This window comes from Sphingomonas sp. OV641, from assembly GCF_900109205.1.
In the GTDB taxonomy this organism is placed as follows: domain Bacteria; phylum Pseudomonadota; class Alphaproteobacteria; order Sphingomonadales; family Sphingomonadaceae; genus Sphingomonas.
In genome coordinates, this window is sequence record NZ_FNZB01000001.1 from 1519769 (window position 1) to 1542852 (window position 23084).

At 63.5% G+C, this 23084-nt stretch carries 20 protein-coding genes, 2 tRNA genes and 1 pseudogene; 7 read left to right on the forward strand and 16 right to left on the reverse strand.

Annotation, left to right across the window (positions count from 1 at the left end; all coding sequences use genetic code 11):
- The first annotated feature begins 57 nt into the window (after positions 1–57).
- The 5 genes from BMX36_RS07180 to BMX36_RS07200 all read left to right on the forward strand — a co-directional run bounded on the left by BMX36_RS07180 (position 58) and on the right by BMX36_RS07200 (position 4304).
- Positions 58–1464 carry a M20/M25/M40 family metallo-hydrolase gene (locus BMX36_RS07180; protein ID WP_177179045.1) on the forward strand — a complete coding sequence of 469 codons (1407 nt, stop codon included), beginning with the start codon at positions 58–60 and terminating at the stop codon, positions 1462–1464.
- 129 nt (positions 1465–1593) lie between these two features.
- The gene (locus BMX36_RS07185; RefSeq protein ID WP_066781039.1) at positions 1594–1860 is read left to right on the forward strand and encodes a hypothetical protein; all 267 of its coding nucleotides are present in this window, start codon (positions 1594–1596) and stop codon (positions 1858–1860) included.
- Positions 1861–2002: 142 nt separating this feature from the next.
- Positions 2003–2075, forward strand: a tRNA-Ile gene (locus BMX36_RS07190).
- Positions 2076–2126: 51 nt separating this feature from the next.
- Positions 2127–2203 (forward strand) — tRNA-Pro (locus BMX36_RS07195).
- A gap of 97 nt (positions 2204–2300) precedes the next feature.
- Complete coding sequence (locus BMX36_RS07200; RefSeq protein ID WP_093064167.1) at positions 2301–4304, forward strand: site-specific integrase; 2004 nt, start codon at positions 2301–2303, stop codon at positions 4302–4304.
- Positions 4305–4374: 70 nt separating this feature from the next.
- On the opposite strand, the gene BMX36_RS07205 is transcribed toward BMX36_RS07200, so the two are convergent.
- The 8 genes and pseudogenes from BMX36_RS07205 to BMX36_RS22080 all read right to left on the reverse strand — a co-directional run.
- Positions 4375–4869, reverse strand: coding sequence for a hypothetical protein (locus BMX36_RS07205; protein WP_093064169.1), 495 nt, complete (start codon positions 4867–4869; stop codon positions 4375–4377).
- Positions 4870–4972: 103 nt separating this feature from the next.
- On the reverse strand, positions 4973–5608 hold the full coding sequence (locus BMX36_RS07210) for a hypothetical protein (RefSeq protein ID WP_093064171.1): 636 nt from the start codon (positions 5606–5608) through the stop codon (positions 4973–4975).
- Positions 5608–6138, reverse strand: coding sequence for a hypothetical protein (locus tag BMX36_RS07215; protein WP_143058526.1), 531 nt, complete (start codon positions 6136–6138; stop codon positions 5608–5610). The genes BMX36_RS07210 and BMX36_RS07215 overlap by 1 nt, the downstream gene beginning before the upstream one ends.
- A 158-nt stretch (positions 6139–6296) precedes the next feature.
- Positions 6297–8405 (reverse strand): relaxase/mobilization nuclease domain-containing protein, encoded by a 2109-nt coding sequence (locus BMX36_RS07220; RefSeq protein ID WP_093064175.1) that lies wholly within the window; start codon positions 8403–8405, stop codon positions 6297–6299.
- Complete coding sequence (gene mobC, locus BMX36_RS07225; RefSeq protein WP_093064177.1) at positions 8402–8773, reverse strand: plasmid mobilization protein; 372 nt, start codon at positions 8771–8773, stop codon at positions 8402–8404. The genes BMX36_RS07220 and mobC overlap by 4 nt, the downstream gene beginning before the upstream one ends.
- A 296-nt stretch (positions 8774–9069) precedes the next feature.
- Positions 9070–9438: a hypothetical protein gene (locus tag BMX36_RS07230; protein ID WP_093064179.1), complete on the reverse strand. Its 369-nt coding sequence runs from the start codon at positions 9436–9438 to the stop codon at positions 9070–9072.
- 43 nt (positions 9439–9481) lie between these two features.
- Positions 9482–9796: a hypothetical protein gene (locus BMX36_RS21310; protein WP_177179046.1), complete on the reverse strand. Its 315-nt coding sequence runs from the start codon at positions 9794–9796 to the stop codon at positions 9482–9484.
- 71 nt (positions 9797–9867) lie between these two features.
- Positions 9868–10454, reverse strand: a pseudogene (locus BMX36_RS22080) (transposase); the annotation flags it as partial.
- A gap of 295 nt (positions 10455–10749) precedes the next feature.
- Between BMX36_RS22080 and BMX36_RS07245 the strand changes: the two are divergent.
- Positions 10750–11916 carry a glycosyltransferase gene (locus tag BMX36_RS07245; protein WP_093064183.1) on the forward strand — a complete coding sequence of 389 codons (1167 nt, stop codon included), beginning with the start codon at positions 10750–10752 and terminating at the stop codon, positions 11914–11916.
- On the forward strand, positions 11913–13817 hold the full coding sequence (locus BMX36_RS07250) for an alginate lyase family protein (RefSeq protein ID WP_143058528.1): 1905 nt from the start codon (positions 11913–11915) through the stop codon (positions 13815–13817). The genes BMX36_RS07245 and BMX36_RS07250 overlap by 4 nt, the downstream gene beginning before the upstream one ends.
- Here the strand turns inward: BMX36_RS07250 and BMX36_RS07255 are convergent.
- The 8 genes from BMX36_RS07255 to BMX36_RS07290 form a co-directional block, all read right to left on the reverse strand.
- Positions 13797–14942: a glycosyltransferase gene (locus tag BMX36_RS07255; RefSeq protein ID WP_177179048.1), complete on the reverse strand. Its 1146-nt coding sequence runs from the start codon at positions 14940–14942 to the stop codon at positions 13797–13799. The two genes, BMX36_RS07250 and BMX36_RS07255, sit on opposite strands and share 21 nt — an antisense overlap.
- A gap of 53 nt (positions 14943–14995) precedes the next feature.
- The gene (locus tag BMX36_RS07260; protein ID WP_093064189.1) at positions 14996–16021 is read right to left on the reverse strand and encodes a glycosyltransferase; all 1026 of its coding nucleotides are present in this window, start codon (positions 16019–16021) and stop codon (positions 14996–14998) included.
- Complete coding sequence (locus BMX36_RS07265) at positions 16018–17223, reverse strand: Coenzyme F420 hydrogenase/dehydrogenase, beta subunit C-terminal domain (RefSeq protein ID WP_093064191.1); 1206 nt, start codon at positions 17221–17223, stop codon at positions 16018–16020. Before BMX36_RS07265 ends, BMX36_RS07260 begins: the two co-directional genes overlap by 4 nt.
- A complete protein-coding gene (locus BMX36_RS07270; RefSeq protein ID WP_177179049.1) occupies positions 17216–18391 on the reverse strand; it encodes a polysaccharide pyruvyl transferase family protein in 1176 nt (391 codons plus the stop codon). The genes BMX36_RS07265 and BMX36_RS07270 overlap by 8 nt, the downstream gene beginning before the upstream one ends.
- Positions 18388–19005 carry an LbetaH domain-containing protein gene (locus BMX36_RS22085; RefSeq protein WP_093064195.1) on the reverse strand — a complete coding sequence of 206 codons (618 nt, stop codon included), beginning with the start codon at positions 19003–19005 and terminating at the stop codon, positions 18388–18390. The genes BMX36_RS07270 and BMX36_RS22085 overlap by 4 nt, the downstream gene beginning before the upstream one ends.
- 2 nt (positions 19006–19007) lie before the next feature.
- The gene (locus tag BMX36_RS07280; protein WP_093064197.1) at positions 19008–20345 is read right to left on the reverse strand and encodes an oligosaccharide flippase family protein; all 1338 of its coding nucleotides are present in this window, start codon (positions 20343–20345) and stop codon (positions 19008–19010) included.
- Between the two features lie 132 nt (positions 20346–20477).
- The gene (locus BMX36_RS07285) at positions 20478–21812 is read right to left on the reverse strand and encodes an O-antigen ligase family protein (protein WP_093064199.1); all 1335 of its coding nucleotides are present in this window, start codon (positions 21810–21812) and stop codon (positions 20478–20480) included.
- A gap of 102 nt (positions 21813–21914) precedes the next feature.
- The gene (locus BMX36_RS07290; protein ID WP_093064201.1) at positions 21915–23021 is read right to left on the reverse strand and encodes a DUF1972 domain-containing protein; all 1107 of its coding nucleotides are present in this window, start codon (positions 23019–23021) and stop codon (positions 21915–21917) included.
- Between the last annotated feature and the right edge of the window lie 63 nt (positions 23022–23084).

Sequence of the window (23084 nt, forward strand, 5' to 3'; positions counted from 1 at the left end):
CATGTAATGATGCGACAGGCCGTTGGCAAACTTGGCGCGGCAACTTACGCGAGCTTCATGATCAGCCGCCTCACCCTCGCCGCCGCCCTTCTCGCCACTTCAGCGCCCGTCCTGGCCCAGCGCGCCGCACCGCCGGCGCCCGTTCGGGTGGATCCGCAGGTCGCCGCCCTGCGCGATGCCGCGCTGAAGGACGACGTGGCCTATGACATTGTCGAGGGCATGACGACGGAGGTGGGCCAGCGCCTCGCCGGAACGGAGGCGGAGGCGCGCGCGCGGGTCTGGAGCGCCGCAAAGCTGAAGGCACTTGGCTTCAAGAACGTCCGCATCGAAACCTATCGCATGCCCGTATGGATGCGCGGCGAGGAGCGCGGCGAGATCGTGGCGCCTGTTCCGCAGAAGCTTCATCTCGCGGCGCTCGGCAATTCCGGCGCCACACCAGCAACTGGCCTAGAGGCCGATGTCGTGATCTTCGCGAGCTATGGCGATCTCGCCGCCGCGCCGGACGGCAGCCTTGCGGGCAAGATCGCCTATGTCGGCAATGCGATGATGAAGACGCAGGACGGCTCAAGCTATGGCCAGGCCGGTGTCGCCCGCTTCGCTGGCCCGGCCCTCGCCGCCAGGAAGGGCGCGGCCGCCATCGTGATCCGCTCGATCGGGACGGATACGCATCGTCTGCCGCACACCGGCACGACCAATTTCCCCGAAGGCACCACGGCCATTCCCGCCGCCGCTCTGTCGGTGCCCGATGCCAAGCTGATCGAGGCCCTGGCGAAACGTGGCAAGCCGATCCGCATGAAGCTGCTGCTGACGCCCCGCCAGGTTGGTGAGCAGGAATCCGGCAATGTCATCGCCGAAGTCCCGGGCAGCGATCCGAACGCCGGCATTGTCCTTGTCGGCGGCCATCTCGACAGCTGGGATCTCGCGACTGGCGCGATTGACGACGCCAGCGGCGTGGCGATCACCGCCGCCGCAGCGAAGCGGATCCTCGACAGCGGCAAGCGCCCCCGCCGCACCATCCGCGTGGTCTGGTTCGGCGCGGAGGAAGTCGGCGGCTTTGGCGGACGCGATTATGCCGCGCGGCACGGTCAGGAGCGCCACGCCCTTGCCGCCGAAAGCGATTTCGGCGCGGACAAGGTCTGGCGGCTGGGCGTGACTTTGCCCGATACGGCCAAGCCAATGGGCGACCGTCTCGCCGCGGCGCTGGCGCCGCTCGGGATCGTGCGCGGCAATGGGCCGGGCGGCAGCGGCGCCGACATCGGGCCCACCGTGGCGCTTGGCGTCGCCGGCGTTGACCTGAACCAGTCCGGTCTCGACTATTTCGATACGCACCACACCCCCGATGACACGCTTGACCGGGTCGATCCCGAGAATCTGCGCCAGAATGTCGCCGCGTGGACGGCGATGCTGGCCGTTGTGGCCAATGCGCCGGAGGAAATCGGGCCGGTTGAGCGGCAAAAACGCTGAAACGGTTCGTCGCGAACCTTGCTGTGAGATGAATTTCCGATTGACCCACCGGATTGGTGCGGTATTTGCCGGGGCTCGCGACGGCAAACGGGTCGGCCGCGAAACGAATTAATGCTTGGGAGCATTCGAATGAAGAAGATCGTTCTGATCGCTGCCGCCGCCGGCCTGATGTCCGTGGCTGCTTGCTCGAAGTCGCCGGAGGCCGCCGCGGTCGAGAACAACGCCGACATGATGGCCGACAACATGGAAATGATGGCGGACAACCTGGAGGATCTGGCTGACAACTCGGCGAATGCCGTTGCTGCCGAGGGCCTCGAGAACGCTGCCGACAACATGGAAGACGCTGCGGACAACGTCCGTGACGTCGCCGAAGAGCGTGCAGACAACCTCCAGTAAGGCGGTTGCGGGCTGAATAGGCCCGTTCTTCTGAAGAAACAGGCGCTCCTGCCGTTGGCGGGGGCGCCTTTTCTTTTCCAACAGTTCCCGCGCGATTGGCATTGCCGGCAACGCCCGCAGCTTATAGTCAGTCGCGACGCGGGGGCCTGTAGCTCAACGGTTAGAGCTGGCCGCTCATAACGGCTAGGTTGCGGGTTCGAGTCCTGCCGGGCCCACCGCGTCTTCACTTGCGCAAGGCCGCAACAACGCCTAGCGAACGCGAGCGTCGGGGAGTGGCGCAGTCTGGTAGCGCGCCTGCTTTGGGAGCAGGATGTCGCAGGTTCGAATCCTGTCTCCCCGACCATCCGCATCTAAGTCTCTGATTTCGTGTCTTAACGACGGCGATTAGGGACGGTTGTACCCCCGACTGTACCCCTCGCTGTACCCCCTGGGGTGGCGGAATGGGTTTCTCGAACGTGGCGCTGCGCGGCAGCAGCTACTGGTGGCGGAAAAAAATGACGGTCGCCGGCGTGCAGTTAACGCTGGCGTTACCGATCGGCGCAATGAGCTACAAAGACGCGCGGGTTATCGCCTTGCGCCTGGGTTCGGCCGCGGAAGCGTTGCGCATGGGATATGGTCAGTCGTCGTCGGGCGTCAGCCCCGATCAGCTCAAGCGGGTGTTCAGCGACGCCCTGCGCTGGCAATTGCAGCGCATCCTTGAGGATCAGGGCGGTAGCCAAACTCCTGCGGGTGATCATGCCACGATGAACTCGCTTTACGCTGAGGCATGGCGCTTCCTGTCCAGACACGGGATTGCGGCGAAATGGACGCTCGACGAGTATAACCGCTTGGTCGATTCGGGGTGGAGCCCCGCCAGTGCGAAGTCGATCGGCGACCTGGTGTTCAATCTCCAGACCGGAGTGCCTGTCTCGCACGTCCAGATGGATGCCTACGTCACCACCTTTGGGATCGCGGCGACAGACGGCAATTTGGATAAGATGCGGCGAACGGTGTGCGCTGCCAATGCTGCGGCTTGTCGCGAGGCAACCGCGCACCTGTCGTTGGACGCGGATGTCGCCGCCGACTGGATTGACGACGCGTTGATGGATGACGCGCCGTTCGCGTGGGAGACGCCGTCAGCGCCTGCCGAGCCATCCCCGCACCTTGTGCCAATGGCGACCGATGCGTCAGAACCAGCGCATACGTCTCCCATCCCTGATCCAGTCAAGCCGAAGAAGCGCCTGCTTGATGCCGCCGAAGAGTGCATCGCCGCCTACGAGCGGGAGAAAGCGTGGAGCGCAGATACGATGAAGCAGGTGCGCACTGCCATCCGCCTCTTCGATTATGCCTGCGGCGGAGACGTGCACATCGAGGACATCGGGCAGCGGCACGTCTCCGCGTTCATCGAGCTCTGCCAAAAGCTGCCGAACCGCTGGGGGCGGACGAAGGCGGAACAGGCGGGCGGCATCGCTGCCAGCCTGGAACGCGCGACGACCATGCCCGCGGATGAGCTCGGGACGTCGCAGGATACCATCAACAAGCACCTCACCTGGATAACGTCCGTCCTGAAGCACGCCGCGGGTGCAACCGAGGCGGAAGGTCATCGCCCTGCCCAGCCGATCACGTTCGAAACCGCTCGTCAGGGTGTGGGCAAGAAGAACCGCAAAGCGCGAAAGCGAGACCGCGACAAGCGCATCAACTGGACCAAGGAAGAGGTACGGCGGCTCTTATCCGCCCCCATGTGGACGGGATCTGCCGCTATCGACAAGCGCTTCGAATCCGGCGACCAGATCATCCACGACGCCTGGTACTGGTTGCCGTTGATGCTACCGCTCTATGGTGGCCGCAGTTCGGAACTGGCTGGATTGGCGTTGACTGAGGTTCACGAAGACGAGCCAATCCCATATCTTCAAATCGATTATACCGAGGACCGCGCGCTCAAGAACGTCCAATCGGTTCGCAAGCTGCCGATCCACCCTGAACTTATCCGCTTGGGCTTTATCGATTACATTCGAGAGATTCGTGCGGCCAAATGCAAAATGCTTTTTCCCGAGATGGACTCGCCTAACGCGAAGACCTTCGCCAGCACCTTTTACAAGAGCATCTTTGAGCCGTGGCGAACATGGGCGTTCCCGGAAGGAACATCAGCGCGTCGCCGGGTGCGTGGCGCATGGAAGGACAAGGACGTCCACAGCTTTCGTGGAACTGCAACGTCGATGCTAAAGGGCGTGGTCCAGGACAGTGTGCGCTGCGACATCTTCGGCCATGAGGGCGACACGGAAACGGCTCGCACTTACGACGAAGAGGCGGAACTCTCGATCAAGCTGGACGCGCTGAACTTCACCACACCCTTCACGCAACATATAACCGCGAACCTGCCGATACGGATCAGGCCGAAGGACCGGCTCCGCCATGGCGTGCGCGCACCAAGACAGAAGAGTCGACTCGGGCGACCGGAGGTCTAACGGCCTTCGAGCATCAATGCGGAGTGCCCGAATGGTCGAGGCGGCCGACATAGGCCGGCCGCCCGTTTGCTCACGCCGCCAGCGCCAGGTCGTTGATCTCGACCTGACCGGTGACATCGACCCCCCGTTCCACCAGGCGCCGGAGCCGCGTTTCGGCCCGAGCGATCCCCTCGTCTGTATCGGCCGGCTTCTTGTCCACGTGGATGATCTCGCCCGGCGCGAGACGGAAGCCGCCGCGCACATGCGGCTGCGGCAGGATCACCGCGCGCGACCCCGTGCGCGGCAACCACAAGCGGCAGTCGACCTGCGACCAGCAGATGTTGCCGCGCGCGACGATGATTGAAAGGTCGGTCATGCGGACGCTGTCGCCTGTCCCCTCGAAGGCAAGGTGCAGCATGTCGACGTTCGTCTGCTTGGCGATCTGGCCAAGCTGGACACGCGCCGATAGATCGAGCGCACTGCCAGCGAGGATCGCCACCGACGGCTTCAAACGGCGGCTGCCGAGCAGCATCGAGGAAACGGCGGCGACGTGGGCGCGGATGATGTCGTTGTGATCGTTGGTCATTGGCTTCTTCCATTTTCGTCCCCACCATCGGGGACACCTTCACCCACCCTCCCCTTCGCCCCCGGCAGGTGGCGGGAGCCTTCACGCGGCTCCCGCCTTCGCTTCAGCGTCCGCGGAACTGCGGCGCCCAGGCTTCGTGGAATCCCTGCCACTCCCGCTGGAAGCTGGTCTGCGCGTCCTTGGCGGTGAGATCGCGGTGCAATTCCGCCCATCCCGACGCCCGGTGAACCCGCGCGAGCACGATGCAATGCGCATGCGGGCGCCGCGCCGACAGCTCGTCGCCCGGGCTGTGCACCACGGTCATGCTGGTTAGCCGCCGCTCCAGCGCGAGGTGCTGAAGCGCATAGGCACCCACCAGCGACAGGATGTCGGCTGCCTGCCAATCGTGCGCGAAGCGCATCGTCAGTACGACCGCCAGCAGCTTCTGGTGCGGCTTGATCTTCGCGTCATAGCTGTGGAAGATCTGCTCGAGCGCGTCCGGCTCGAGCGCCACACCGGGCGCCGGCACCACCCGGCTGGTCGTGCAGGTGATCGGCCACAGACCATCCGGTCCCCATGCGGCGTCGACAGGTCGGCTAGGTTGCAACTTGGCCCGCGCCAAGTCAGCGGTGAGGTTGCGTTTCCCTTTTGCCTTGGGACGTAGCAGCGCCAGACCAAAGTCGGGCATGGAGCCGAGCGGATCGTCGTAGAGCATCGTGTCCACGGCGGCCGGGCTGATCCACGCAAGCGGGGCGCCCATCACAGCTCCCCCCACACCGCGGCGAGATAGGCATCGCCTCGCAGCAGCCCCGCGGCGAGATCATGGTCGCTGTAAGTCGGCGGCTCGATCCTGGCACGGAGCCGTCCCCCATTCAGCTGATAGAAGACCTCGACTTCCTCGGTCTCGGCGGGATCGGCCACCAGCCACGGCTCGTTGTAGCGCGACAGCCACAGACGGCGACCATGATGCCAGTGGTTGCCGTCGCCCCGCCAGTGCCCGACCGCGCAGTACAGCGTTCGCGTGCCTTCGGTCGACGCCTTGACGACAAGCGCATCACAGCGCGCTTCGCGCATAGCGCGGCCGACCAGCCGCAGATCGCCGCAGGACGGCTCGATCGACGGCACCAGCAACAGCTCGGCCTGCGTGACATGGAGGTAATTGCGAAATCCCGGCGGCAGGAGCAGCGACGACGATCGGTCGATGGTCCAGGCGGCCAGATCCGCCAGGGCAAGCGCGCCGGAGAGCACGCGGGCCTGGGCGAGCTCGTGCTCGCGGGTAACGATAAACATGGTAGGTCCTTCATCTGCGCGAAGGGCGGCGGGCTGCACGCCGCCCCCGCGCACGATCATTTCGCCTTCACGGCACAGCCGCAGGCTTTCTCCAAACCTTTTACGGCCGGCCCGGCCGCCCCGCCCTCCTCGTATTCGAGGTTCGCGCAGCATCGCGTTCAGCGTTCCTGACCGCGCTTGCTGCTCACCGATGGCGTTGCGTCGACAGCAGGCCCTTTCGGTCTCGCGATCTGAGCGCCCGCTCTTTTGCTCTCGCCTTCGGCGAGTGCAAGGAGGCGGCCCTTTACCCTGCCGGCATCCTGGACCCGATCGCTTGCCTGCGGCGCCGCCGTCGGAGCGGCATTCGTCCCCAATACTGATCGCGAGCCGGCTTCGACTTGCTCGTTCGCCTGCGTATCCGCCATGCCGTCGATCAGGCGATCGCGAACGCCGAGCGTAGTAGCGATGCGGTAGATGCGCGCCATCACCTCCGGCGCGGCGCGCGCCACGATCGGCCCATCTGTGCGCATCAGCGACAGCTTGAGCGCCGCCCGAAGCGCGTCGTCGCTGTCGATCTTGACTGAGATGCGTGGTCCTTTCTCGACGAACGCCGGCGGTTCGCGCCGACGCGCATAACGGACACCGCCGGGCATAAGCTGCGGATAATAGCCGTCGATCGGCTCCTGCAGGTCGATGTGCGGCGGCGGCGTCGACTTGTGCTCCAGAGTTGCGTTCTGTTCGAATCGCCCAGGAACGCTGGATCTCCGAAGAACACCAATCTTGGCCGCATCAGGCCTAATGCTTGGGGATTGCGGCACGCCTTCGTTCCCGCCCGCAAGGGCGCGCAACTGCCGGATCCCGGCTGGCCTCCCTTCCGTCGTTGTTAGCGCTTTAGCCGACGACAGCGCCGGGATCGTCGCCAACGCCGGTATGCGTTGCACCGACATCGCCGCACCGTCGACAGTGTCCGCGAGCTTGGCCCAGTTGGCGTGCATCGCGGCGACCAGACGCTGCATCTTACGCCTCCATGTCGCGAACGACGGCATCCGTTTGCGCGCTAAGGATGCAAGCTCAACCCGACGACGATCATGCAACAAGTCGAGCTGCGGCCGGCGAACGGTTTCGTCGTAGCGAGCGTAGAAAGGGCGACGCTGATCGGCCTCCAACTGCTCCGCTTCTGCTCGGCGCTGCGCCATCAACCGGCTGCGTAGCTTTCGCTCATCGAGCTTATAGCGCTGCTCGATCGCGACACGTTCGCGCGCCTTACGCGCTTCGTGGGCGGCGTGACGTTCCCGCTCTTCTTCGTAGCGTATCTGCTGCCCGGTACGCGCTTGCGCTGCTGGCGACGGTGACACCGTACGGCGCTCCCACCAGTCCGCGAACACTGGCGTTTCGGGATCGCGCCGCTTGTCGAGCGCTGACATGCCATATTTCACCGTTCCGGTATCGAACGCCGATGCGGCAACGGCGTTCTGCTCATTGGCGAGATCGTGGACGACGATGCCGCGCAGACGCGGGCCGCTTTTCGATGGTGCAAACACGGGCCGCACGCCGAGGCCAAGGGCCACAAGGATTCTCTCGCGCTGATCCCAATTAGGCGCGTCCAGCGCGGCACGAACCTGCACTGCGCGATCAACCAGGCTGTCTCCGACCCGTTCGACACGATGTTGCTGCTGACGATCGGACGCTGGCACCTTGCCCTTCTTGCCCTCCTCGCGCGCTGTACGGGCATCTTCGGGCGTCGCCAATTGTCGCAAGCCATGCTGCTTCTCGAAGTCGCGGCAAAGGTGCTGCAACCGAAGCAGGGCGTGCGCGTCATATGATTTCGACTTGAACTCCCCCGGCGCCATCTGCACCATCTGGTCGACCGACAATGCACGCGGACCGAGTTCGGGAAACGACGCATCTGCGACGCGGAAGTGCAGCTTGGGTGTTTGCCCGGTGTTGGCGCTTACAGCGCACCAGAACACGTGGATGTGATCGTACGGCTTGTCGTGGTGCCGAACGACGACACGGTGATGCCCGGCCATCCCGAACTCCGCTTCCGCCTCGTCGACCAACTGGAGCCAAAGGGCATCGGTGAGCTTCCCGTCTTCGATCGCGGCGGAGAACGTGACGTGCTTGACCGGCTTTTTACACCGGCTGCTCAGCCTGGCGATCATCTCCATCTGCGCGATGTGGCTGTCGAGCGGCACGCCTAACGGTTCGAGCACATCGTGGGCGCGATCCTCTACCAGGTAGCGCTTCAGCCCTGCAAAGTCGCTGCCGGCCATGACCTTCGGGATCATCGCCAGTTCTCCATCTGAGTCCTGATCGCGACGATCTCGTCATACGCATGACGGAAGTCGCCCTCAGCCTTCTGAAGCTGCGACAACGTGCCCGACGATGCAGCCCGATCGTCAGCACGGGCGCGAAGTTGGTTTATCGAACGGGCGATCTGGTTGAGGTTGTTGCCGATGGCCGCGATTTGTTGGGTCAGTTCGCGCGTCGGTATGATCCTGCTGTGATCATAGGCGATCAGGCGGCGCAGCACGTCGGCCTTGCCGCAGCCCGATGCCGCGGCGATCTCCTCCAGCCGCTGCGCTTCCTCGGGCGACCAGCGGATGGTGTACATCACCTGGCGCTGGCGTGTTTCGCTGCCACGTTGTCCCGGCATTTCATTCTCCTCGGGCGAACGGCACGAAGGGGCCCGGGGTGTCCCCGGCGAGGAAGGCCAGCGATGCCGTTCTGCGACAAAGCGACAGCGCCAGAGCAGGACGGCCCGAACCGCCCGAAGGGCGGTGCGGTATTCGCTGGCCAGCCCTCGCTACCTGCTTCCTTTTTTCCGTTCTGCTGCTTCCTGCGCGGGTGCGACGCTGGAGCGTCGCAAGCCCGGCAGTTTACGTTTCGACGTGTTGGCGCGAGCAGCGGTTGCACGCGACCGTGCGCCGCTGCTCGCGTTTGTAGCGACCGCTAAGCGCCGTCGGTCACCTGCTCGGCGCCCCGCTTGCGGCGTCGCGGCGGCACCACGACACCAGTCTCGACTGCCGCCGCAGCGCGTCGCGACTTTCGGGTTGTATTAAACGCCGAGCGGAGCTGACGCTCACTCGCGCCAATCTCTTCCAGCCACTTCGTGACCTTGTCGTTGCGCAGCAGCTGATTGATCGAGACGACCTCGCCGTCCTTCATCAGCCCCTCAACGAAGGCAGTGACGAGATGGATCGGCGACACGGCCTTGTACTGGCGCGCAAGTTCCTCACCGAACTCGCGCGCGACCTTCATCGTATAGAAGGCCGGTTCTTTGGCGTCGCCCGTGACGGGCGCAACGCTGTCCTTGTCCATTGTAATTCTCCCGTGATCAGATTTGGCCGATGCACGACCAGGATCACGGAGCGGCCCACGCCTCCGGCGGATGGCGATTGAACGACACGACCGGCCGCACGCGGCGGCGAAGATCGAACGCGGTTCGTGCGTGAGACAGCGCGTGAGTGCGACGGACGATCGCGCGCTCGAACAGCACCAGCACAACGCCGAGCAGCGTCGCGATGATGGATCGAAGGGCGGACAGAACGACGCTCATGATTGAAATGATGGAACGATTATGGACGTCGAGCAAGTGCGGATTCGCGGCGTGGCCTTGACAATCAAGAGCGAGCACCGAAGCGTATTTGTTACGCCGTTTAACTGACTTGGTCATCAAGCCCTAGCAATGTCAGTGCCGTGCACGCATCGACCCGGATCGATGCCGGTTAGCCCACCTCGAATAGGTCCAGGCGCCCGCGCGCCCACGGCGCGCCGTCGTCCCTTCCTGCGCCTGACCGTCAGGCCCTCCTCCCGGTAGAGCCGCTGTGTCTTCTTGCGGTTGATTGTGACGCCATCGCGTCGCAGCAGGATGTGCAGCCGCCGATAGCCGAACCGGCGACGCTGGCCGGCAAGCTCGCGCAGTCGCGTCCGCAGACCTTCGTCCCCGTCTCAGCACGAGCGGTAGCGCATACTCGTCCGGTCGCCCCCAATCACGGCGCAGGCGCGCCGCTCGCTCATCCCGAACCCAGCCTGCAACCGCGCGACCGCCTCCCGCTTGGCGGCCACGCTCACCACTTTTTTGTCAGCAGGTCTTTCAACCCCGCGTTGTCCAGCATGGCCTCGGCCAGCAGCCGCTTGACCCTGCCGTTCTCGTCTTCCAGCGCTCGTAGCCGCTTCGCCTCGGACACCTCCAGGCCGCCATACTTGGCCTTCCAGGCGTAGTAGGTCGCGCTCGACATCCCGTACTTGCGGCACAGCTCCGTCACCACCGCGCCCGCCTCAGCCTCCTTCAGGATGCCGATGATCTGCTCTTCCGAAAACTGCTTCCGATTCAATCCGCCCGTCCCTTCAATGGGCCGGTCTCTAGTTCCAGGTGGATGAAGAAATGGGGGTCACGTCACAGCGCTAAGCAAAGACGGAATGATCGACAATAACCATAACGTAGAACCGATGATCGGCACATCAGCCATGCCAGTCTGATTCTTGAGCCGATAGACCGGTGAGGTGTATGCGATCGTGAGTCTGCTGATCCGGAGTAACGGCCAAAGCACTTACATGAATGACCATTGCTGCGGTGCATCATAGCAAGTAGCCTGACGCTTGTCCTTAATCCGAGCATCGGAAATCATCATGCCGACCGCCCGACCTCGAATCTTGTGCATCCATCAGGGCGGCGAGCTGTACGGCTCGGACCGCAGTTTTCTTCAATCGGTCCAGGCCTTGCGGCAGGGCTGGCCCGACGCGACGATCGACGTGTTACTTGCAACGGATGGGCCGCTGCACGATCCGCTATCAGCGGTGAGCGACACGGTGCGAGTGCGCGATCTGTGCGTGCTGCGGCTGGCAAACCCAATTGCGACGGGGCTCAAATCCAGCGTTGCCTTACCCTATTACCTCGGCCGGGCCGCCGCGGATCTCGCGCGAGCCGATCTCGCCTACGTCAACACGACCGTAATTGCCGATTACATGCTCGCGGGACGAGTGGCGCCGCACAAGACGGTGATCCACGCGCGCGAGATCCCGAAGACCAAAGCTATGCCCGTTGTCCGCTCGCTGGTGCGCGCGAGCGGTGCGCGCGTGATCTTCAATTCGCAAGCGACGCGCGACGCGCTCGCGCTTCCGCTGACCCAGCCGCAGGTCGTGATCCACAACGGCGTGGACGCCATCGCGGACGCACGCCTGCCCGATCTGCCGAGCGCCTTCACGCCAGACCGTCCTCTGCGCATCGCGTTGTTGGGGCGAATCAACGACTGGAAGGGGCAAGATCTGTTGGTGGACGCAATCGCACGCCTGCCGCGCGACGCGCAGGTACGTTTGCGCGCGCGGATCGTCGGCAGCACCTTTCAGAATGTAAGCGCGCCGGTGGAGGCCCTGGAGCAGGCGATCGCCGCCGGCGGGCTGGCGGACGTGGTGGCGCTGGAGCCGTTCCGCGACGAACCGGGCGAAGTGTATCGCTGGGCAGACATCTGCGTCGTGCCATCTCGCCTGCCCGAGCCGTTCGGACGCGTCGCGATCGAGGCCATGTCTTATGCCCGTCCGGTGATTGCGGCGGCTCATGGCGGGCTGGTGGAGATCGTGGAGCACGGGCGGTCGGGCTGGCTGGTCGCGCCCAACGACGCCGATTCGCTGGCCGCGGCCCTCGCGGAAGCAATCGATGACAGCGGCGCGGTTGCACAGCGTAGCCACGGTGCGCTGGAACGGTTTGCCGGTCATTTCTCGGCCGCGACGATGAGCAGCCGCCTACAGGACGTGCTGGGTGGTTGGATCCCGCGACTTTGTACGTCGGCCGCGGCATGATCGCGCGCGATGCGCTGGTGCTGTCGGCCGCAACGCTGAACTTGGCCGCCGCGCCGCCCGACATGCTCGCAACGCCCACGCCGGTACTGGCACAAGCGTATGCCAATTATAAGTTCGCTGGCCCTGCTCCGCTGCCGCTGCGCGAGGCACGGCAGGATTGGGATGGCTTGCGCGCCCGAGTGGCACGCGAGCCCGCGGTAGCACGCTGGGTCGCAGCCCGCCAGCGCGCGCTTGATTCGTGGATGGCACTTCCGCGGGACGATGCAGCATGGATCGCTGGCTGGGGCCACGACCTAATCGATCCCCAGACTGGGCGGCCTCTGCATTGGATGTACGACATGCCTGAGCCACCACGGGGTAGCGCGGCAGCGGACAAACTCCACGGCGCCTGGGTGTATAATCGCCGATCGAATAACATTCGTGCCACCCAGGAAGCAGCGCGGCTGTGGCGGCTGACGGGCGACACGCGCTATCGCAACTGGGCAGCGGCCCAGCTGGATTTCTATGCCGCCAATTACATGCGCTGGCCGGAACGGCTGAAGTATAAGGCCTACTCCCGCATGATGGGCCAAAGCTTGGACGAAGCGACCAACGGCATCATGCTGGCGGATGCCATGCAATTGCTGGGCAATCTCGTGGCGCCGGACCGGCGCCGGCAGTGGCATGAGGAATTGTTCGCGCCATTGCTCGCCAACCTGGAACGGTCCAATCTGGGCCGCAATAACATTTCCGTCTGGCAGGCGAGCGCTGCTGCGGTGCTGGCGATGGCGCTGGACAACAAGGCGGCGCTGGATCGTGCGCTCAATGCCGAGAACGGCGTGCGCGCGATGTTGCGCAAAGGTGTGCAGGCCGATTTCACCTGGTTTGAACCATCTCTGGGCTATACGAATTACACGCTACGCGCACTCTCTGCGCTGTTCTTGCAGGCAAGCCTGAACGGACGCGGCGACAATTTCGTACGCGAGCGTTTGCTTACGCAGGATATGATTGCCTCGTTGCTAGCAGTGCGGTTCGCGGACAAATCGGTGCCGGCGCTGGGCGACACCTCCATTCGGCAGGCCGGCGTTGATCCCGGTTTGCTGGCGCTCAGCCAACAGACGATGCCGCTGCGTGTGGGTGAATTGCCGCTTTCATGGGAGACACTGCTTGATCCGGTGAAGTCAGCGCGATTGCCGGAGGAAACGGCATCACGCGTATGGAAAGCAGCGCAATTCGCGATGCTGCGCGCTGGCGGGACCGAGTTGTTCACCCATTGGGGACAGCGCAATGCCAGCCATGCGCAGCAGGATGCCCTGTCATGGGAAGCCCACATCGGCGGCACCACAGTAACACGACCCGCTGGCGTTGCGAATTACGGCTCACGCCTGTTCCTTACCTATCTGCGCACCGCAGCGGCGCACAACATGCCGGTGATCAATGGCGCAGGCCAGCAGAAGCCCGGCCCAGGCAGGCTTATCGCGCACGACACCAACGTGCTGACGGCACAGGCGAGCGGTTTCGCAGCGGGCGCGCAAGTGACGCGCCGCGTGATGGCGAGCGCGGCTACCGTCGAGACAAGAACGAATATTCGCCCGCAAGGCGGCGGCAATCAGCGGCTGGGCGAAATCTTCCACACTCAATGTGACGTAACGCCCGAATTACCGCTCCGGCCCTCCGCCGTCCCGAAAGGCGACGGGTTCAACTGGTGGCAAGAGACGCGCGCGTCTGAACCATCGACCAACTGGCGCGCGATGCTGACCTGCGACGGCGTGAAGGTCGGGTTAGTGTGGCACGCCGATAGGGTGGGCCGTGTGCGTGTGTCACGCGGCCCCGATGCGACAGGCGCGCTAAACCGAACTGCGCTTTATTTCGAGACGGATGCGCCGGCGCTAACGACGATGTTACGGCTCACTCGGAGGTAGTGCCAGCACCTCGGCAATCGCGGAGGGGCCGAAAACACGCTGCATCATTGCCGCGCGATCCGTTCCCCCACCGCCTGCGCGGGCTTCTGTCACCGCGGCAACCGTCGCAGCCGCAAACGTCTCCGCTTTGTCGGCGACAGTCAGTTGTGCGACGACATCGGCAGGCAGGCCGCGCGCGCCTTTGGAAGTGGTGACGACTGGGCGGCCTGTCGCCAGCATGTCTACCGTTTTTATGTTGACGCCGCTACCATGCAAAATTGGGTTCAGCATGACGCGCGCGCCGGCGAACAACGCAGCGGCTTCGGGCGGATCGGCCACCAGCGGGATACTCAGCTTCGCCAACCGATCCGCCAGCGCTTTGCCGGGGCCGCGCCCGGCAATGGTCAGCGTCACGTCCGGCAGGACAGAGACGACCCGCGGGTGAACGTGGGCAAGATACCAGTCTAGCCCTTTGAGGTTGTTTGGCGACGATAGGCTCCCCAGGAACAGTAGGTCCACCGTTCGCGCAACCTCCGGCCCGTCCGCCACTGCGAGAATCGCAGGATCGGCAAGCGGCGGCAGCCAGCGTCCGTTGGTTAGGCCGGTGTCGCGCCAATACCCAAGATCGTCGGCGGAAATGTCGTGGAACAACGTCGCATCGCGCATCAGCGCACGCTCGAACCGCTTCATGCCCAGCACATTGGCGGCAATCAGGAGCCTGCTCTTACCTGTAGCGAGGCGGGCTTGTTCCGCTAAATAGCGATGCTCGACATTGTGAGAGCGGTACAGCAGCGGCACCCCCAGTTGCTCGGCCAGCCAGCGGCCGAGTGCGCCCGCATGGATGCCGTCCACCCAGACCGCGTCTAGGGCGTGCATGCGCGCGCTAATGCGGGCGAGCAGCGCTGCCCGAGCCTCGGCGGACGGCCAACGGCCCGCCACCTGCGACGGGAAACGCAACATATTGGCGACGCGGCGTGCGCCGCGGTCCACTCGCAAAACATCTAGCGATGCCGTTATCGCGCGCGCCTGCGCCAGCTCAGTTTCGCCAAGTACTGGGTCCAGCCGTCCGCCGGTCCACGAAATCGCGTGAACTTCATGCCCCAGCGCGCGCATTGCGACGAGGCGGCGCGAAATGTCCGAGCGCATGCCGTTGTTAGGTGGGAAGGGAAATTCTTGAAGGAGGGCTAATAGGCGCATGGTCAGCTCGGCACCTTTACCCGGCCGGTCAGCGCATTGAAGGCGCCGATGGCGCGACCCGTACGGCCCTTGACCAGCGCACGGCCCGCTTCGTCGAGGATGCCGAGGGTAACCTGTGGCAACTGCCCGGCCGCGAAACGGCGCGCGGCGCGCAGGCGGCTGCGGTAAAGGAAGCCGACCGAGCGGGCCGAAATGCCGTCCGGCGTGGAACCGGCGGACGACCCGACCTTATGGTACACGCGGCTGGCGAGTGCCAGCCCGGCGCGGAAGGCCGGCCGGCCGCGCAACACCCAATCGGCCTCCTCATAATAAAGGAAATAGCTTTCCTCCATTAGCCTGACCGATCGGAGGAAGGTCCCGGTCGCCAGCATGGACGCGCCGATGGGATACAGCAGTTCGTGCGCGCGCAGTGGATCGGCGGCGACCGCTGCATCCACCGCATCGGCGCGCCGGCCCTTCCCCAAATGCCGTCCGCGGAATGTGCGCAAATCGAGCGCTCCAGCATAGGCCTGCAACGTGTCGGGGCGGTGATATTCGATCATGGTGGAACCGATCAGGCCCAAGCCCGGATCGGCCGTCGACGCATTTACCAGATGCTTCAATGCGTCGGCCGGGACCACCGTGTCGTTGTTGAGCAGCCAAGCATGGTCAATCCCACGCGCTAGTGCCCAACGCAGCCCGACATTGTTACCGCCCGCAAAGCCCAGATTGCCGCCTGTATCGACGAGAACCAATTCCGCGGCATCGTCATCGTCGCCCGCTTCGGCTGCTCCACGATCGAGCGTTTTGACCCCGCGCGGTAAGCGCGGCGCCGCGAGCGGAACCGGACTTGCCGGGTCGACCGCAACGAATGCGTCGCCCCGCGCCCACGCAGCGATCCGTTCCAGCGAGCCGTCGCGCGAGCCGTTGTCGCATACGACGATCCGATACGCGGCATAATCCAGCGCCAGGCAGCTCTGGATGCAGGCAATCGTGTCCTGCCAGCCGTTCCAGTTGACCAAGACGATAGCGACCGACGGCGCGGTCATGCCAGTCGCTTTCCACGCGAGCGGCGGAACGTACCCCATAAGTTGCGCAGCAGCTCCTTGGGCGATGTCTTCGCGGAAAGGCGCGACAGTGCCAGATGGGCGTAACGCGGACCTTGTCGCCGCGCCGCCCATACTGCGGCGGAGCGCGCCAGCGCGTTGCGCTTGCGCGTGACCTGATAGGGCTGCATGCGCGCAATCTCGCTAACGTCCAGCGGATCGACGGCGATTGCGCCACGTGCTTCTGCCGCTGCGATCAGCCGGACGCCGGCCTCCGTGCGAGCAACGATCAGGCTGCGGCCATCGCGCTCCTCGAAATCGGGATAGCCATCTTTGCCGTACCACGCATCCGCGCAGGCCACGTCGGCAAATTCGCCGGTTCCGTCAGGGCAGATCTTGCAACGGAACTGAAGGTGCTTGTTAAGGATGCGGCCCCAGCTGGCCTCATAGGTCATGCTTTCTTCACTGCCGTCACGGCGGCGGGCGCGGGCGAGGCCGGGCCAGCCGTCGCCGCGATATTGGAACTGGGCGACATCATCGTGCTCGACGCCAAGCGCATCCAGCACCGCTTGGGTGCCGCGGCGGCTGGGCACCCCGGCACAGAAAAAGGCAAGCTTGTAGGGTATCAGCGCGTCGATCCTAGGATCGCGCTTCGCCATGCGGCGCAGCGTGGCGACATCGCACGGCTTGCCGATGAAGGCGAATGGACGACCGGCGGCTAAATATGTTTCCAGATCGGCCAGGGGCGAGGAAGGCGCGTACCGAGAGCCGGCGGCGGCGATGACCTCTTCGCGCGAGCCTCGGCGCGTTGTCACATTACCGATGGCATCAGCCGGGTCGGCACCGGTTGCCAGAACGAAATCGATCTCACCCGTTTCCAGTAGATGGATCGTCAAGGCGGACAGCACCCCACCCGAGGAGCCGCGGAAGCGAACCTGCGGATCTGTGGCGTAGCCGGTGGCCAGCCGCCGGATCGGCCCCCAGAGATCGTGATAATCGGGACTAGTCGCGTCATGCGCGAGCGCACGGCCAGCGCAGACAGCGTCCAGCGTTTCGCGCTGCGCGGCGTTGAGCGGCACGGGGCGCGGGCGCAGATATCCCTCAGCGCTCATCGCAATTTCCAAGCCGGGCGCCCGGATCGCCGCGACGCAACCGCCACAGCCGAAACATAGGCCATTGTCGAGGATGCCGGGCAAGTCAGCCATGCGATGCTACTTCTTGCAGAATCGCCGCCAGCCTAGCCTCATATTGGTCCAGCCGTTCCCGAGCCATCGAAAGCCCGGGCTCAATCGCGGCAGCAAGCGCCGCGCGATCCTCATAGCCCTGCACCACCGTGGCAAAAGCAGCGTCGGTGTCCAACGCGCGGCCATCAACGTAATGGGGATAGCCGAGCGTGCCGAACAAGCCGTTGAACTTGCGGCTATAGGCGATCGGCACCACCGGAACCTGCGCCGAGAAAGCACCGATGCATGCATGCATCCGGCCGCCGACGACGAAGTCCAGCCCAGACATATAACCTTTGGCCGCACTGGCACTGGCGAAATCGGGCGGCACCACCAGCTGGGGATATCGCGAGGTCAGCTCAGGGATCACGGTGCGATCGTCGTCATTGCCGTCAAAAGCGACCACATGGGGGATCAGGTGAACCTCGGTATCCGGCTTGGCCGACCAATGCTCGATGAGGCGATGGGTAAGCGCAGGGTAATCGATGGTTAGCCCGAACTCGTTCGCGCGCCGATAGCCACCGCGGTACAGTAGACCCGAAACGTTCATGCCCAAGCGGCGCTTCACGCCGTCGCGCGGGCGCCGGTCAAAGGGAAGGCGGAAGGCAACGTCGATGAACTCACCCGTCTCAGTCGTCAGCTTACAGCCGCGCAGAAAGTCGGACGATAGCGAATCGCGGGCATATACGGCCCGCGCACGGTTCATGATCGCGGTGGCGACGCGTCGGCGCCAGGGCGTGTCGAACGGTCCCATGGTCTGCGGCGCGAGCACCAAAGGCTTGCCAAGTGCAAGCGCCGCCATTTTCGTGCCCGCATGAAAGGCGAAGCGCTTGCCGCCGTAAATATCGGTCCAGCTGTCGCCCTCACCTATATCGACCACCACATCTGCGGTGCGCAACACCTTCAGGAAATCCGAGCGACCGGTGGCGATCGCCTTCGGGCTGGGCATCGGGCCAATGGTGACATCCGGATCGATGGTGGTGGGATCGACGCGATTGACCGCACACAGGGTGGTGAAGCGCACCTCCCGGCCGATGCGCGCCGCCGCGCCACGAAGGATGGCAATGTTGGAGCGGGTCAACGCATCAACGCCTAGATTACCATGACCGATTGCGTGCCACGGCAGCGCGACGTGTATAGGGATGGTCATGCCTGTGCAGCTCGCTTGCGGGCGGCGAAATGCGCCGCAGGATCGAAGATGAGGCCGGGTTGCTCGCGCGCCATGACGCGCAGCTCGTCGGGAGTCTTTTCCCACCATCGCGTTTGCTCGATGGCGGCGATGGTGGCCGCGTCGAAGCGCATCCGCAGGAGGCGCGCCGGATTGCCACCGACGATGGCGTAAGCCGGCACAGGCCGCGTCACCACCGCGCCAGCCGCGATGGCGGCACCGCGCCCCACCTCGCGAACACTCGGGAGCAGGACCGCATTGTGGCCGATCCACACGTCGTCGCCGATCGTCATCGGCACGGGTTCGATCATGCTGCGGTCCACGACGCCGAGCGTTTCGTTGTAGAGATAGGCAGTCAGGCCGATAAAGTCGACGCCGTGGTTACGCAGGTAGATTTGCGTGCTGGAGGCGAAGGAGCAATATCGCCCGACCGTAACGCCGGACGGCACGCGAGATAGGTCGAAGCAGCCGTAACTATAGAGGCCAACATGGACGCCGTGGGCGGCGAACCGCGCCCGCAGCGGCTCGCTGGTGAGCTGTTCCTGCTGCGTCAGTTGACGACGCAAACGTCGACGTAATTTGGTGACGATCGACATGGTCACATCCTTCCGGCAAGCAGCGCGAGCAGTAATGCCGTTAGCGGCAAACCGACGAGGCTGGCTATCACCGCGGTGTCGCGTCGATCACTACGCAAAAGGCTCAATCCGAGTACGGCGAAATTGACGGCACCGATCAGCGCTAGTAGCCATGCCGCGACGCGCAGATGAGCGCCAGGCAGCAGCAGCACCGTGGCCACGACGAACGCGGCGGCTGCGGCTATCTGACTAACGATGCGCGGCGTAATGCGGTTGAGCGCAACCAACTGAATACCGAAGCCCGCGGCGGCGAAGCGCAGCAGCGCGTACGCCCCGAAGCCTGCCCACAGCGGTTGTAATGAGGCGTAGCGATCACCGTATAAGTGTGTCGTGATCAGCGGGCCGACAAAGGTGAATGCCAGCCCGGCGACGAGCGCCAGCCCTGCAAACTCAATCGTTACGCGCCGCGACAGGCGGCGGAACGGCTTGAGTTCGGGCTGGGCCGCGGCGCTCGAGAGGGCCGGCATGTAAACGGTGGAGAGCACCACGGCGAACGGCACGATCACCTGCACCAGCCGCGCACCCGCCTGGTAAACGCCCATTTCATAGGAGCTCAGCAGAAGCGCGAACAACAGGACGTCGATTTGACTGGTCAGTACGGTAAGGATATTATCTACGGCATAGTTCGCACTGGCGTGCAGCGTGGCGCGCATCTCCGCGACGCTGCGACCCATGCCTGCCAGAGGCCCCAGCCAGCATCGAAGGCGCCATTGCACCGCCGCGAGATAGAACAGGCGCGTGGCGAGGAAAACGCCCGCCGCCGCGCTGACGCTGCCGGTCCATGCGGCAACCCCGCCAGTGCCGAGCAACATCACGACGCTGGTAGAAACGACCAGTGCAGCCTCCACCTCGAACCGGCGGTGCGCGCGCGCGACCACCATGGACAGGTCCGCGAAGGAGTAGGCGAGCGTGCCCATAAAGACGCAGGCATAGATCGGCAGCTGGGTGACCGGGACCGCAAACGCGGCGGCAATGATCGCCACGAGGAGCGCCGCCAGTGCGAGCAACACCTTCACAGCCAGCGCATCACCGACGATACGCCCCGCGTCGGGCGGTGCGATCGACGCCCGGCGTAGCGCGGACGTGGCAAGCCCATAGTCTGTCGCGAGAGACACGAACGTGGCATAGGCCATGGCCGTGGCAATGACGCCAAACTGCGTCGGCCCCAGATAGCGAGCAAGCACCACGAAGGTCAGCAGTCCCAGCCCCATGCGAGCTATGGTCGCGACCAGCATCATTGCCTTGTCGCGCTGCCGTGTTCCTGTGTCGTATGACGGGTTAGCCGTTGCCGAGGAAGTCATGTGGCATTTCGCTGACACAGAAACGCGAATCTGATTTGCTCAATGGCGCTGCGCACGGCCCCCTGCCTTCCCCAATTCCGTAGTTTTTTAATTGATGAGTTGTGCATTGCAAGGTGAAGCTCGGCGTCTCGCCTATTCACGAATCGAACTTACGCGGGCCGCCGCCGACTTGCTGAGCCGCCGGGAGGCCATTCTCCCAGAATAAGAAATGAAATAACCGAGAGATAGGAAGACCAAGACCAAAGCATCGTCGATCGCGATGACTGACAAACCTAAGGCGCAACCGGCAATCAGCGCCGCAAAGGACGCCAAAAGGCCGCGTTGCCATGATTGTCGCTCACGAAGCGCCAGGAGTAGGCCGTGCAGCGTTATGACCACCAACATTATAGTATAAAGCGTGACGCCAGCATATCCGCTATCAACGGCGGCAACCACATAGGCGCTGTCCACGGTGATAATATCGTTGCGGCCTTCTACTCCTGCATATTGCCCGGCCATGCCGCTTCCATAGCCGCCAAGTGGTCGACTTTGCAGCGCGGAACCTGCCAGTTCCATCTGCAGCTCACGTATCTCTGTGCTGCCCGACTCTCGAGAGTTTGTGCCCGTGGTAAGCGCCATAACACGATCCAGCACGAACGGCGAGCTGACTAGCGCCAACATAGTAAACGCCATGAAGCCCAGTGTGCGGCCTTTGTTGCGCACGTCCAGTGTGTAAGCGCCGAAAAACATGCCTAGCGCCACGCCCAAAACGAGGAACGGCGAGCGCGATTGACAAATTATGATGCCGATCCCGATACACGGCAGAAGCATTACACCAGCGAGGCGCCACCGTCTCGAACCGTTTAATGCAAAGGCGACCGCTAGCGGGGCAAGCATCGCCATTACCTGCCCATACACGATGGGATGGGCAAAAACCGCTTTGATGCGAAAACTGTTCGCATCAGACGACGCCGCATTGATCCCGCTGAGGACCTTCTCGTCTGCCGCCGAGAAGGTGCTGAGCCCAACAAGATCAAGGAACGGCGTACCAGTCGCGAACTCTGCCAAACCGGCAATAGTGGCGACGAATGCGCTGATAATCAGCACGTACGGAAAGGCGCGATAAGTGGGCGCGTCGCTCATGAAGATGGCGCCGATCAGCAGCCATGATGCCGCGAACACAATATCGTTTAGCGTCAGCCACAACGACAAGCCGGGATCAATGCCGTTGGCGTCGCAGATCAGCCGCCAACCATAATATGCCCCTACCGCTGTAAGCGGCACGATAGTTCGCGGCAAGCCTCGTAATAGGGTTGGCTGCCAAGCTGAGATGAAGACAAATAGGAAGAGGCCATAGGCGAGCAGGATAAGCGTGATGAGCGTGAACCCGCTGACACCCCGTCCCGCGAGGCTTATATAAAAATATCGCGGCCAAACGATCGCGATGATGACGCCGAGAAGGAAAAGCAAACGGGCAGTCGTACGCATCACATGTTTTCCCTGCGTCGCCTGTCCGGAGCCGCTACGTTCGTGACCCCTTATCGGCAAGGTTTGGCCACGGCCATGGAGTTCCTAGCCCCGGAGGGACACTCAACCCTTTGAAAGCAATGTTTCATACTGCGCCAGTACCTGTTCCCAGGTGAACTCCTCTGCCCAGCGTGCGCGGGCAGCAGCGCGCAATTCGTCGCGATATTCGGCGTTGCCGACCAGGCGTGCGATGTGCGCGGCACATTGAGCTTCACCTTCAAAGAATAGCCCAGCCTTGCCGATCACCCAGCGGTTGAATGAATTATCATGCGCAATCACTGCGTTACCGGCCCCCAACGCTTCCACCAGCGAAGGATTGGTTCCGCCGACGCGGTGGCCGTGAAGATAGGCAATGGAGTAGAGCCGCAGCGCCGCCAGCAATGGTTTATCGTAAACCGCGCCGGGAAAGACTACTTCGTCGCTGGCGGCATCCTGCACCGCAACAAGATAAGGATGGCTCCGGCCGTACGTCCCCAAAACTGCTAACTTGGCTCCGCGAGGCGCGGCGGAGAAGGCGCGCACGATTTCCAGTACTGAATTCTCCGGCACCGGTCGCGCGATCAGGGTAAAGAAGCGGTCCGGCTCAAGTCCTAATGGCGCCAGCAGCGACGCATCCGCCTTCGTCACCAGATCACCACCATAGGGGATCATGGTGATCTGATCAGTGTGTACTCGCGTTGCAAGATGCTTCGCGATCACCGGATGGTCGGCGATCAGATGGGTGCCCGCCTTCGCTGCCAAACGTTCGTTAGCCCAAAGGAAAGCACGCGCGGCAAAGCCGTACTTGTCGCGCTTCCATTCCAGTCCGTCCATGTTGATGAAATTGGTGCGTCCCCGCATCCGCAGCCAGGTGGAAAGAAAACCCGTGTTATAGCCAAGCGTCAGGATGGTGCCCGGCACTTTCTCGACATCAGCAATGCACTTCATATCGAACTCGATCGTGCTTACCGACCCACTCCGTTTCACCGGAATGTGAATGCGACTAATTCCTTCCCATATGTCTTGCTCGCGTTTTCCGCTATCGCTTCCCTGACAATAGACGGTGATGTTCCATCCACGATCGCGTAGAAATATAACGAGACGTTCGGCAAAGGTCTCGAAGCCGCCATGCGCTGCCGGAACCCCTCTAATGCCGAGAATCACAAGATTACGTCCCTCGTCTTTCAGCATTAGAGATCCCTTGTGCTTTTCCGGCGCGTATAAGCTTTAGATTTCGAAGCCCAACGACCGGCG

Bases quoted from the DNA above. Each gene is read 5' to 3' on its own strand.
- BMX36_RS07270 (WP_177179049.1), bottom strand. From the start codon at position 18,391: ATGACCATCCCTATACACGTCGCGCTGCCGTGGCACGCAATCGGTCAT.
- BMX36_RS07230 (WP_093064179.1), bottom strand. From the start codon at position 9,438: ATGGACAAGGACAGCGTTGCGCCCGTCACGGGCGACGCCAAAGAACCG.
- BMX36_RS07205 (WP_093064169.1), bottom strand. From the start codon at position 4,869: ATGACCAACGATCACAACGACATCATCCGCGCCCACGTCGCCGCCGTT.
- BMX36_RS07245 (WP_093064183.1), top strand. From the start codon at position 10,750: ATGCCGACCGCCCGACCTCGAATCTTGTGCATCCATCAGGGCGGCGAG.
- BMX36_RS07280 (WP_093064197.1), bottom strand. From the start codon at position 20,345: ATGACTTCCTCGGCAACGGCTAACCCGTCATACGACACAGGAACACGG.
- BMX36_RS07290 (WP_093064201.1), bottom strand. From the start codon at position 23,021: ATGCTGAAAGACGAGGGACGTAATCTTGTGATTCTCGGCATTAGAGGG.
- BMX36_RS07185 (WP_066781039.1), top strand. From the start codon at position 1,594: ATGAAGAAGATCGTTCTGATCGCTGCCGCCGCCGGCCTGATGTCCGTG.
- BMX36_RS07260 (WP_093064189.1), bottom strand. From the start codon at position 16,021: ATGACCGCGCCGTCGGTCGCTATCGTCTTGGTCAACTGGAACGGCTGG.
- BMX36_RS07265 (WP_093064191.1), bottom strand. From the start codon at position 17,223: ATGGCTGACTTGCCCGGCATCCTCGACAATGGCCTATGTTTCGGCTGT.
- BMX36_RS07210 (WP_093064171.1), bottom strand. From the start codon at position 5,608: ATGGGCGCCCCGCTTGCGTGGATCAGCCCGGCCGCCGTGGACACGATG.
- BMX36_RS07255 (WP_177179048.1), bottom strand. From the start codon at position 14,942: ATGCGCTCGGACATTTCGCGCCGCCTCGTCGCAATGCGCGCGCTGGGG.
- BMX36_RS07215 (WP_143058526.1), bottom strand. From the start codon at position 6,138: ATGTTTATCGTTACCCGCGAGCACGAGCTCGCCCAGGCCCGCGTGCTC.
- BMX36_RS07250 (WP_143058528.1), top strand. From the start codon at position 11,913: ATGATCGCGCGCGATGCGCTGGTGCTGTCGGCCGCAACGCTGAACTTG.
- mobC (WP_093064177.1), bottom strand. From the start codon at position 8,773: ATGCCGGGACAACGTGGCAGCGAAACACGCCAGCGCCAGGTGATGTAC.
- BMX36_RS22085 (WP_093064195.1), bottom strand. From the start codon at position 19,005: ATGTCGATCGTCACCAAATTACGTCGACGTTTGCGTCGTCAACTGACG.
- BMX36_RS07220 (WP_093064175.1), bottom strand. From the start codon at position 8,405: ATGATCCCGAAGGTCATGGCCGGCAGCGACTTTGCAGGGCTGAAGCGC.
- BMX36_RS07200 (WP_093064167.1), top strand. From the start codon at position 2,301: ATGGGTTTCTCGAACGTGGCGCTGCGCGGCAGCAGCTACTGGTGGCGG.
- BMX36_RS07285 (WP_093064199.1), bottom strand. From the start codon at position 21,812: ATGCGTACGACTGCCCGTTTGCTTTTCCTTCTCGGCGTCATCATCGCG.
- BMX36_RS07180 (WP_177179045.1), top strand. From the start codon at position 58: ATGATCAGCCGCCTCACCCTCGCCGCCGCCCTTCTCGCCACTTCAGCG.